General features: G+C 38.4%; 7 protein-coding genes. 6 read left to right on the top strand and 1 reads right to left on the bottom strand.

Annotated features, from left to right (window positions below; translation table 11 throughout):
- Window positions 1-107 precede the first annotated feature (107 nt).
- Window positions 108-1,130 (bottom strand): LacI family DNA-binding transcriptional regulator, encoded by a 1,023-nt coding sequence (locus RIC88_RS01640; protein WP_350215680.1) that lies wholly within the window; start codon window positions 1,128-1,130, stop codon window positions 108-110.
- 216 nt (window positions 1,131-1,346) lie between these two features.
- Between RIC88_RS01640 and RIC88_RS01635 the strand changes: the two genes are divergently transcribed.
- From RIC88_RS01635 to RIC88_RS01610, 6 genes are all read left to right on the top strand, one after another.
- The gene (locus tag RIC88_RS01635; RefSeq protein ID WP_350215679.1) at window positions 1,347-2,780 is read left to right on the top strand and encodes a DUF4625 domain-containing protein; all 1,434 of its coding nucleotides are present in this window, start codon (window positions 1,347-1,349) and stop codon (window positions 2,778-2,780) included.
- A 74-nt stretch (window positions 2,781-2,854) separates the two neighbouring features.
- A complete protein-coding gene (locus RIC88_RS01630) occupies window positions 2,855-5,893 on the top strand; it encodes a SusC/RagA family TonB-linked outer membrane protein (protein ID WP_350215678.1) in 3,039 nt (1,012 codons plus the stop codon).
- A gap of 3 nt (window positions 5,894-5,896) precedes the next feature.
- Entirely contained in the window at window positions 5,897-7,255 is a 1,359-nt protein-coding gene (locus tag RIC88_RS01625) for a RagB/SusD family nutrient uptake outer membrane protein (RefSeq protein WP_350215677.1), read from the top strand.
- Between the two features lie 18 nt (window positions 7,256-7,273).
- The gene (locus RIC88_RS01620; RefSeq protein WP_350215676.1) at window positions 7,274-7,720 is read left to right on the top strand and encodes a DUF5004 domain-containing protein; all 447 of its coding nucleotides are present in this window, start codon (window positions 7,274-7,276) and stop codon (window positions 7,718-7,720) included.
- 4 nt (window positions 7,721-7,724) lie between these two features.
- Window positions 7,725-8,564: a DUF8578 domain-containing protein gene (locus tag RIC88_RS01615; protein ID WP_350215675.1), complete on the top strand. Its 840-nt coding sequence runs from the start codon at window positions 7,725-7,727 to the stop codon at window positions 8,562-8,564.
- Between the two features lie 5 nt (window positions 8,565-8,569).
- Complete coding sequence (locus RIC88_RS01610) at window positions 8,570-11,659, top strand: alpha-amylase family glycosyl hydrolase (protein WP_350215674.1); 3,090 nt, start codon at window positions 8,570-8,572, stop codon at window positions 11,657-11,659.
- The last annotated feature ends 3 nt before the right edge of the window (window positions 11,660-11,662 follow it).

The following is an 11,662-nucleotide window of genomic DNA, read 5'->3' as shown; positions in this document are numbered from 1 at the left end:
ATGTGCTCAAATTAATGAATTAAATCAGAGGACTTTGTAAGGTTGATTCGAAAAAAATAACGCAAACGGTTGCGAAAGCCCCTGATTATGAAGATTTTGTAAAAAGACTATACTTTTCTTGAAGAATCTCGTGCTAAAAGGCTGGTTGGTAGTTTCAATGATTCAACTGTAACTTCTTCATCTTCCGATTCTATTTCCTTTATTAGAAGCTCGGCTGCATGCTGACCCATTTCAAAGCCCGGTTGCTCAATTGTTGAAATTGACGGATTTGTAAGTGCCGTGAATTGCCAGTTACTAAAACCAACAACTCCAAAATCCTGCGGTACATTCTTTCCATATTTCTGGGCTGCTTTAATGGCTCCCATAGCAGCCAGATCATTTGAGGCAAAGAGAGCGTCAGGTTTCTTATTCTTTAATAACTCAAATGAGGCGGCATAAGCTTCCCCTTCGTTTGAAGCCTGATCAAAAATGATTAATTCCTCATCAACAGATAAGCCCGCATCAACATGCGCTTTTTTAAAACCTTCCATTCGTGCGTTGGTAATGTCAAGGTTTTTTGGACCCGCCAAATGACCGATTCGTTTGTAACCTTGTTTGATTAAATGCTCAGTGGCCTGATATCCCCCTAAAAAATCATCAACCGTAACCTTGCTCGTGTTCAGGGTATCTGCCACTCTATCAAAAAATACTATGGGGAGACCTTTTTGCATCATCGCTTCAAAATGCGTGTAGTCAAAAGACTCTTTTGATAGGGAAACCAACACACCATCCACCCTGTTGTTGAACAGCGTTTGGATATTCATCATCTCCCGGGCCACAGACTCATTAGACTGGGTGATGATCACATTATACCCCCTGCTCTGTGCAATGTCTTCGATCCCGCTTATCACTGTTGAGAAAAAGAAGTGAACAATCTCAGGTACAATCACTCCTATGGTATTGGATTTGCTATATCGCAAACTCAAAGCCAAAGAGTTCGGTTGATAGTTTAATTCTTCAGCAACGCGCCTAACGGCTTTCTTGGTCTCTTCACTGATCTCAAAATGATCTTTCAAAGCTCTTGAAACCGTTGAAGGTGATATGTCCAGTTCACGTGCTATGTCTTTGATGGTTGTTGATTGCCTTTTCATACAAGAAATATAGCCAAATGACCCAATTATGGTTTAACTGTTTTGTAAAAGTCTGAAACGCAAACGTTTGCAGAAAAAAAAGTCTGTAAAAACTTCGTAAAAGTGTTGTCTCTCATTACTGAATTCATAAAATTCGGATAGTGAGTGTTAAGAAATAGTCAATTTTTTAGCATAAAATCTCGCAAAAATTAACTAATAATTTAACAACAAATTAAGATGAAAAATGCATTGAAATCCCTGATTTTTTTAATGGTTTTAGGGGGCCTAGTTTTCGTCTCATCCTGTGGTGATGATGATGAAGGTGGTGTAGTTGATCAGGATAACCCAACTATCACGATTAATGCTCCATCAGAAGGAGCTATTATTTCCGCATCCAGTCAAGTCGCAACGTCAATATCAATCTCCGATGATGTTGAAATTAGCTCAGTAAGTATTAGCGTCGGAAATGGAACTGTAACCATATTTGAAGTTGATGAAGTTGATATTGCTGACGAATCATTTTCTTTCAATCAGAATATTGCAATTCCTGCGGATGTTGTATTAGGTGCACACACGCTTGAAGTTACTGTAGAGGATGCTTCTGGAAACGTCTCAAGCTCTTCTGTAAATCTTGAAGCTTATCCTGTTTATACAGATGGTGAAACGACAATTTTAGTTGAATCAGTTCCAGATCAAGTTTCGGATTACACCGGTGATAATACTATTTATATGGTAGGAACCCATCAGGAAACTGAATGGACTGTAGATACCGGGTCTGATCCCTTATCAATCTATACAGATTCTGAAGGTACAGTCACTTTCTACCATCAGATTCCGAATACAGGAGCTGAATTCAAATTTGTAAGAGGACTTGTATGGGAAAAGGTACAAAAGGATGAAAACGGTGCTGAATTGGTAGGAAATAACACAGTAGAAGCAGATGCTAAGAAAGCTACTTTTACTATAGGTTCTTGGAGAGATTATAACCCGGAAGTTTCCAACAACTCAAACGGTACTATTATCTCGATTGATGGCTCATTGGTGTCTGATACCCATACAGTTAGCGGAAATATACAACCGGCAATCACTACTCAGGCGGCAATTTCATCAGTTGCGTATGCTGTAGTTGATGAAGATGATTCAGAAGTAGCATCCGGAACAGTCACCATTGACGGGAACGGCAATTTCTCAGAAGATATTGATGTAAGTGCATATGCACTTGGATCTTACAAAGTGGTATTATCTGCAACGGATGCTGAAGGTAATTCAGGAAGAGAAGACGAAGTATTGAACCTTGTTGAGTTTCCATGTGATGATAGCGGTGAAGAAGCCGTGGCTTCAAACATGACCCGAATTATTGTGAATGTTGCTGCTACTAGTGATGATATTTATGCCACTGGAAATTTTGATGGTGATATTTGGGGAACCGTGGACGATCAGTATAAGCTTACCAAATTAAGCGACGGATGTTACTATATTGACCTTGCACTTACTTCAGGTCAGATAGTACAGTTTTTTAGATACAATGAAGGTTACTCAGATTGGTGGAGAGGTCAGGCTACAAACACAGCAGGTAGTGATGCAACTGCCAACTATAATGTAGATGCAGATAGTGACGGAAGTACTATTAAACTATACTACGCATATTGGAGAGAGGAGCCTTCAAACTAAAATCTTCTTAAAACAAGTTAAAATAAGGTGGCATTTTGCCACCTTATTTCATATCTAATTTCAATTATAAAATAATGAAGAAACTTATTTCATCATCATTATTGATCTTAACTACATTTATTTCGACCTGGTCCTATGCGCAAGGCAGTACGGTAAGAGGAAAAGTAGTAGATTCTGAGGATGGTACAGAACTCATTGGTGTTAGTGTTCTGATCAGAGGCACTACTAACGGGACCACCACCGATATTGATGGAAACTATGAGATCGACGTAAAAAATAGTGACATTCTTGTTTTTACATATATTGGTTACAAAAACCTGGAGATACCTGTCAATGCAAGAACCACAATTGATGTTGAGCTAGAGTCTGATGTTTCTGAATTGGAGGAAGTTGTTGTTGTTGGATATGGTACACTAAAAAAGCGAGAGATCACTGGTTCAATCTCAAAAATAAGCGGTGAAGAAATACAGAATATTCAAGCACCCTCTTTTGAAGCTGCATTGCAAGGAAAGGCTTCAGGTGTACAGGTCATTCAGGGTAGTGGACTAGCAGGATCAGGTTCTCTAATTAGAATTCGTGGAATTAGCTCTATTTCAGCAGGTGGAGACCCTTTATATGTTGTGGATGGTATTCCTATCACACAAAGTCAATTCACAAATGTCAGCCGAAATCAAGGAGCCATGAACACCAATCCCCTTGCGACAATTAACCCTAACGATATCGCTTCAATTGAAATATTAAAAGATGCTGCGGCGGCTGGTATATATGGTTCGAGAGGAGCTAATGGAGTAATCCTGATAACCACAAAAAGAGGAAAGTCGAATCAAAATTCATTCAATTACTCCTCAAGAATGGGAATATCTGAACCAGTGGCTAAACCCAGAATGCTAAACACTGCTCAATACCTCCAACTATATCAGGAGGCATGGGAAAATGATGGTAATACTGGAAGAGCAACACTTCCCAACGATATGACTTGGGAAGAAATAGAAAGAAGAAATATAGATACTGACTGGTGGGATTTGACTACTCAAATAGGATTTAAACATGAACATAACTTCTCCTGGAACAGGGGGTGGGAAAAGCTTAAGCTATACTCAGGTATTTCTTATTCTGATAATGAAAGCTATCTAGCCGGAAATAGCTATGAGCGAATTAGTGGAAGGATAAATGCAGATTATGCAATAACTGATCAGACCAAAATAGCCGCATCTGTATCTTATGTGAGAGGAAACAACGAAAGAGTAAATGCAGCATGGAGTGGTGGATTAGGAAACGCTATGTCTACCTCTCTTCCAATTTATCCAGTATATAATGATGATGGATCCTTTAGAGAGGGAATTGCCAATCCTGTCAGACAACAAGCACTCATCGATTGGAATACAATTGACCACAGAGTAATCTCTAATTTAAATGTCAGTCATCAATTGGAAAATGGAGTCAACTTATCACTTGGAGGTTCTTACGATTATTTTAAAACGAACGATGACAAATGGGAAGCCGGAGAATGGGTAGGCAGGGATGATATTGTCGGACAGGCATTTGCCAACATCTCAGAAGTAGACAATTATAACGGTACGTTTACAGCTGATTATTCCTTTGATATTAATAAAAGCACTCTCAAAGTTTTGGTTGGTGCGGAATATCAACAGTCTGTTCGTAATGCATTAACTGGCAAGGGAGAAGAAAATGTCGAAAAACAGCTAAGACTTAATCCTGAGATGGTTCCTGATACAGTATATGCAGGGACAAGAATTAACAGTGAAGTAACCAAGTTTGTTAGTTTTTTTGCTCGATTCAATTATAATATTTCTAATAAGTATTTTTTACAAGCCACATTGAGAACCGATGGCTCTTCCAAATTTGGACCTGAGAATCAATATGGTTTCTTCCCTACTCTTGGTGCAAGCTGGTTCTTAAGTGAAGAGGATTTCTTGAAAGGTAATAATCTCATCAGTCTATTAAAGATCAAAGCCAATTTTGGAATTACTGGTAACTCAGACTTCCCACCCAACCAATGGCGTGATTCATTTCAACGAAGAGGAGATGGTAACGGAGTTGGATACGCATTTAACCCTACCCTTTTCCCAGTACGCTATGCAAATCCAGATTTACAATGGGAAACCACAAGTAGCTACGATGCTGGATTTGAGCTGGGCTTGATGAACGACAAAATCCTAATCGAATTAGATTACTATTATAAATATACTAAAGAGGTAATTGGAGAGATTGCACTACCTCCTCAAACAGGTATTGACGATAAATATTTTGATAATTTCGCAGAAATTTCCAATCAGGGGATAGAGCTTTCTCTAATAACAACAAACATTGATAATAGCACCCTCCTCTGGACAACCAACTTCAATATTTCAAGAAATTCAAATAAAATTGAATCAATTGGTGATTTCTCAGAGGATGCTATTGAAGGTGGGACTAATGACACACGCATTATAATCGGGCAACCTGTAGGCACAAATTTCCTTGTAAAATTTGCCGGAGTTGATCCTCAAACCGGTGATCCACTTTATTTGGATATCAATGGTGAAGTAACCAGGAACTGGGATCCAGCAAACAGAGTACCAGTCGGAAGTGTTCTTCCTGATTTTACTGGAGGAATTACAAACAAGTTCAAATACAAAAACTGGGATTTTTCTTTCCTTTTTGTCTTTACTAAAGGTGGTGATATTTATGATTCTTCATCAAAGCGACAACTTGGGGTTATCACTGACTGGAATATGCGTAGAGATCTTTTTGATCGATGGAGACAACCGGGAGATATAGCGACTTATCCAAGATTGACACGTGAATCCGCCAACCACGGATCTGCTAACGCAGATATTAATACCGACCTTTGGCTTCATGATGGATCTTTTATTCGTTTACGTAACGTAAGCTTATCTTATCAGCTTCCGAAAATCTCAGAGGTTATAAAGAGTGCATCAATAACATTCTCTGCAACAAATCTCCTGACTATCACAAATTTCGTAGGACTTGACCCGGAAATCGCCAGAGATTTTGAAAATGCCACAGATAGAAATATGAGTGGTAGCATTACCTTTTTGACTCCCCCACAAGAGAGAAGTTTAAACCTTGGAATAAACATTAATTTTTAAAACATGAATAAGATATTAATACTGCTCATTACAATATGTCTTTTTTCATGCGAGGATATATTGGAAACAGAGGTTCCCGCTAGTGATATACCGGCAGATCAAGCAATTCAATCTGAGGAGGACCTTCAGGATTTATTGAATTCAAGCTATGATGTGCTAGCTAACTATAAAAATGGTCTTAATCAGCGTATAGCGGATATTCTATCTGATGACCTAGATGGTTCTTTAATTACAGGCTTTCTTCTTGAAGTGTATAATCATAATACCAATATCTTCAATGAAGATGTTCAAGGGTTTTATAAAGAGCCTTATTTCATGATTCATCGATCCAATCTATTAATAGAAGAAATCGACAGAATTGATATGGCAGAATCAGATCGACTTAGAATGATTGCAGAGGCTAGATTTTTAAGAGGCGTAGCACATTTTGACGCGGTAAACTTAATGGCACACCTTCCAGGTTATAGTAATGACAACTCACACTTGGGAGTTCCTTTGAGATTTACTACGGGTGCTCAACCTGTAAATCGTTCTTCAGTTAATGAGACCTACAATGCAATTATTGCCGATTTGAGATTTGCAGCAGCAAATCTTCCTGATAATAATGGAGTGTACGCTACAAGTTTTGCTGCAAATGGCTTCCTGGCAAAAGTCTATTTTCAAGAGCTTAATTACGATTCCGCAATCTATTTTGTCAATCAGGTATTAGATAATGGTTCACCATATTTTTTAACCAATAACATCAATGCGAGGTATTCACAAAACATTACTTCAGAGCATATTTTTTATACATTAAGCAACAACGCTGGAGATGATAATCGATCGGATGTATTTACCGGATCTTATAGAAGTGATGTTCAGAATCCTTTCCTACGGGTATCCCAGGACTTGTATGAATTGGGAACTGTAAATGCTTTAGACGATCGATCGGAGTGGTTTGAAGTTGTTACCAGAGAAGATGGAAGTGAGTTTTACGTTACTACTAAGTTTAATTCGAATTATTTTAATGTCGCGTTGATACATGTTGTAGATATGCTCCTACTTAGAGCTGAAGCATTAACAATGCTTGGAACAGATTTGGATCAAGCAAGAGATGATCTAAATCAGGTTCGAAACAGAGCAGGACTTGTTAATATTAGTCCGGCTGTAAGTCAAGCACAATTACTTGATGCTATTCAAAATGAGCGACGTATCGAAATGTCGTTTGAAGGAGATAGAATATTGCAACTCAAGCGAAGAGGAGCTGAAGGTGAGGACATTTTAATTCGAGGAGACGAATGGAATTGTAATGGAATGATCCTTCTATTTCCAAATGAAGAACAGTTTCAGGGTTTTCAGAATAACCCGGGTGGAGGATGTTAAATAATTAACTGAGATGAAATGAAAACATATAAACTTTACTTTTTAGCAATTTTAATTGGGTGTACTAACTCTGTTGATGACCTTGAGATAGGAGAACCGTTTAATGATGCAGCAGCAATCCAGGACGAATGGAATCTCGTTCGAGTAAGGCATGTCGATAACCTAGACCTTAACAAGAAATTCACTGATATCAGCGCACTCTTTTTGAGTTCATCGGCAGCCATTGAGTTCACTGGTGAAACGTTTACTTACTCACATGGAAGCGGTCCGAATTTTCTTGATAACTCTGGAAGTTGGGCATTTGATGATGATGAATTTCCAACTTCAGTCATTTTGAACAACAGCATTGAGCTAAAGCTAAAAGAGCCGGTAAGACAATATAGCGACACATTAATATTGGCAGTTGAGCGGAAGTGTGAGGAAAAGACAATATCAAGCTATGAGTACTATTTCAAAAGAAAATAAGGTTATGAAGAAGTTAATAGGAATAATTGCAACATTCGGATTTGTTTACACAGGATCTAGTCAGATCACAATTGAACCTGAAGAATGGTTGCCATGTGATGAAATAACTATAACCATAGACATTACCGAAGGTGATTGCGAGAAACTTATAAATGATCCGGGACCATTATATTTATGGACATGGAAGCCCAAAGAAAGTAGAGCTGCTGAATTTGCTAACGGTCAATGGAATAACTCTAATGAGGAACTTAAAATGACAAATGTAGGCTCCAACCTCTGGAGCTATACGATGGTGCCAACTGAATTTTACGGTGTAGATGCTTCTGTAATTTATGCGGAGGGTTTTGCGATGTTGGTGAAGAAGAAAGATGGCGGTGGCGGTGGAGATTGTAGCGCTGGAGGTGGAGAGTTTAAGACTTCTGACTACACGCTTCTGATTCCTCCTCCATTTGAAAGTGCAAAACTTTTTGCGCGACCTAAGGCTGTCTTTTCAAATGATATTTTCAATTTCTATTATGACAACTCCGAAGAAGAGAAAGTAAGTATGCAAAACCTGAACGAGGTTTATGTATATGCTTCTGCCTTTGCCGGTGGTGTAGAGTATCCAATTTCAACAATGGAAAATGTAGGTTCAAACCCGGCACTTAAAATGACTAACCTTGGAAACGGACAGTTTATATTTTCTGTAATCCCAGATGATTTTTTTACAGGCGTGCCGGATGGAGTTGAAATTGATCAACTACTTTTTATAGCCAGAAAGAAAGAAATGAACTCATCTGACGATCGGGTTGATGAAGACGCATTCTTTGAGCTAGGCTGTGATGCTGCAGGGGGAGGATGCTAAAAGGAATGAAAATAAAGTCGCTTTTATCATTGGGGACTGTGCTACTTGGGTACAGTCTTTTTTGTCAGGTTACTACAGATCCGGCGGTACCCAACGCTGACCAGGAGATTACAATCATATATGACGCTACAAAGGGTACTTCTGGTTTAGCAGGAGCATCCACTGTATATATGCATTCCGGAGTAATTCTGGATTCAGAAAATGGATCCTCATGGCAAAATGTAGTCGGAAACTGGGGTAGTGATGATGGTATAGGGGAAATGACCCCTGTTGAGGGTGAAACAGATAAATGGGAAATCACAATAAATCCAAGAGATTATTACAACGTACCAACAGCTCCCATCTATCGCATCGGAATGGTATTCAGAAACGCCGATGGAAGTAGGGAAGGCAAATCAGACTCAAACTCTGATATTTTCATTGACTTATTGCAGGAAGGCTATGGAATAATTTTAAATAGCCCTCTTAGTTCAAGTTTCCTGGTGTCGCAGGGTGAGACTATAAATATTGAAGTGCAAGCCTCGGAAAACTCAGCTTTTACTCTTACCATTGGTGGTTCACAAATAGAGACCGTTACTGATATTGACACTTATGAGTATGCTCATCAGGTCACTGAAACAGAAGGAAAAATTTCTGTGTCTATAGAAGCAACCAATGGTTCAGATACAGATGAGGTTGATTTTCAGTATATTTTAAGAACATCCACTCCTGTTGTGTCAATCCCGGATGGGATAAAAAAAGGAATCAACTATCATGAAAATGATATCACAATGGTTACCCTTTGTCTGGAGGCTCCTTTAAAAAGCTCAGTTTATGTTATAGGTGATTTTAACAACTGGGAAATTGATCCCAATTATCTCATGAATAAAGATGGTGATCTTTTTTGGTTGGAAATTTCTGAATTGCAGCCGAATCAGGAATACATATTTCAATATATGGTAGATGAAAACATCTTTGTTGCCGATCCATATTCAGAAAAAATATCTGACCCTGAAGACGATCAAATTGGAAGCTCAACTTACCCTGACCTACCCTCCTATCCGATACAAGCTTATCGAAACAAATGGTACTACCAACGTGCTTCTGTGATTGAAACCAATCAGGCATCCTACGAATGGGAAATAGAAAACTTTACAAACCCTTCTAAGGATGCATTGGTCATTTATGAATTACTGATACGAGACTACTTTGGAAGTGGAAATAGAAACTACCAGAACTTAATTGATACGCTTTCCTACCTAAGTGATTTGGGAGTCAATGCGATTGAATTAATGCCGATTACTGAATTCAACGGGAATGAAAGTTGGGGCTATAATAACACATTTATGTTTGCTCCGGATAAGGCCTATGGTTCTAAAGATCAATTGAAAAAATTTATTGATGAGGCTCATAAGGTAGGTATTGCTGTTATAGTTGATATAGTAATGAACCATCATGATATTCCTGCCCCCAACGCTGTAATGTATTTTGATGGTGAAATCACAGCGGATAATCCCTGGTTCAATATTAGCCCGCCTCACAGCGTATTAGGTTTCTTCTTTGACCTTAATCATGAAAGTGATTATACAAAATCATACCTGGATAGTGTCAACCATTATTGGATGACAGAATTTAAAATCGATGGTTTTCGATTTGATTTATCTAAGGGCTTCACACAAAAAGAAACCTCGGGATATGGTGATTGGGGAGCTTATGATGCAAGTAGGATCGCTATTTTAAAGAGAATGGCCGATGAAATTTGGGCTGTAAACCCTGACGAATATATTATTCTTGAGCATTTTGCTGATAACACCGAGGAAAAAGAATTATCCGATTATGGGATGATGCTATGGGGTAATATGACACATGCCTATGGACAACTTGCTATGGGTTACTCTTCTGAAAGTAATATTAGTGGTGTCTCAGCCTCCCAAAGAGGCTGGGGTGAAAATAACCTCATTGGCTACATGGAAAGTCATGACGAAGAGCGACTTATGTATAAGTGTTTAGAGTTCGGAAATGGCAACTCGTCTTACTCCACCACTGACTATAATACCGCCTTGGAGCGAGTAATGGCTGTATCTTCATTCTTTTATACAGTCCCGGGCCCAAAAATGCTTTGGCAATTTGGGGAAACAGGCTTTGATTATTCCATTAATAGGTGTACTAATGGATCGATAAGCGAAAATTGCAGACTATCGATAAAACCAACCACATGGAGCTATCTTGAGAATGTGGAAAATCAAAATTTATTCAGGGTAACACAGCAACTTATAGCATTGAAAACCAGCTATTCGATCTTTCAGAGTTCCGAAGTTACCTTCTTCGGAGGGTCAAATCTGTCTCGCTATTTCTGGTTGAAACAAAATGACTTGGATAACCCAACCAACCCAAATGAGATGAACGCAATAGTGGTTGGTAATTTTGACATAATGCAAAAAAATCTCGATGCTAATTTCCCTCACAATGGCAAATGGTATCATTATTTTGATCAGGGAGATTCCCTTGAAGTGGATGGAGCTCAAACCCTTACATTACAACCGGGAGAATTCAGAATTTACACTGACGTAAGGCTAGATCCAACTGAACCTGAACTGTACTCAAACTTAAAGCCGCTTGCACCTTCCGAACTTACAGTAATTGATTTGGAAGAAGGCATACAATTAAATTGGACTGATAATTCATCAATTAATTCTGGCTATAAAATATATCGTTCTAGTAATGACTCTGAATATACACTTATAGCTGAAGTTTCAGATGTTGTATCCTATTTAGATGAAAATGTCCGCCAAGGACAAGAATATAATTACTATGTAAGTTCTTTTAATCAAGTCGGAGAAAGAAGTTCGGAATCGATAACAATCACAGCAAATAATGTTTTACTATCTGTAGCAGAAAATCGACTGGTGGTGTTCCCGAATCCTGCAAATAAATCAATTCATATTTCAGATAATTTCAACTTTGATTTTTTTGAAATTTTAAACCTTGCAGGACAATCTGTTTTACAAGGATCCTTCAAAAAAACAATTGACGTGTCTGTGTTGGTAGAAGGTCTTTACTTTATTAACCTAAGCAGCAATAGCAAAACCAAAACGCTTAAATTCATAAAAGAATAGCGA

The organism is Ekhidna sp., from assembly GCF_040220215.1.
Taxonomy (GTDB): Bacteria; Bacteroidota; Bacteroidia; order Cytophagales; family Cyclobacteriaceae; genus Ekhidna.
The sequence above is the reverse complement of the archived record's forward strand: the minus strand, read 5'-3'. Positions and strand labels throughout refer to the sequence as shown.

Coding starts and splice junctions, on each gene's coding strand:
- RIC88_RS01610 (WP_350215674.1), top strand. CDS start 8,570: ATGAAAATAAAGTCGCTTTTATCATTGGGGACTGTGCTACTTGGGTAC.
- RIC88_RS01615 (WP_350215675.1), top strand. CDS start 7,725: ATGAAGAAGTTAATAGGAATAATTGCAACATTCGGATTTGTTTACACA.
- RIC88_RS01620 (WP_350215676.1), top strand. CDS start 7,274: ATGAAAACATATAAACTTTACTTTTTAGCAATTTTAATTGGGTGTACT.
- RIC88_RS01640 (WP_350215680.1), bottom strand. CDS start 1,130: ATGAAAAGGCAATCAACAACCATCAAAGACATAGCACGTGAACTGGAC.
- RIC88_RS01630 (WP_350215678.1), top strand. CDS start 2,855: ATGAAGAAACTTATTTCATCATCATTATTGATCTTAACTACATTTATT.
- RIC88_RS01625 (WP_350215677.1), top strand. CDS start 5,897: ATGAATAAGATATTAATACTGCTCATTACAATATGTCTTTTTTCATGC.
- RIC88_RS01635 (WP_350215679.1), top strand. CDS start 1,347: ATGAAAAATGCATTGAAATCCCTGATTTTTTTAATGGTTTTAGGGGGC.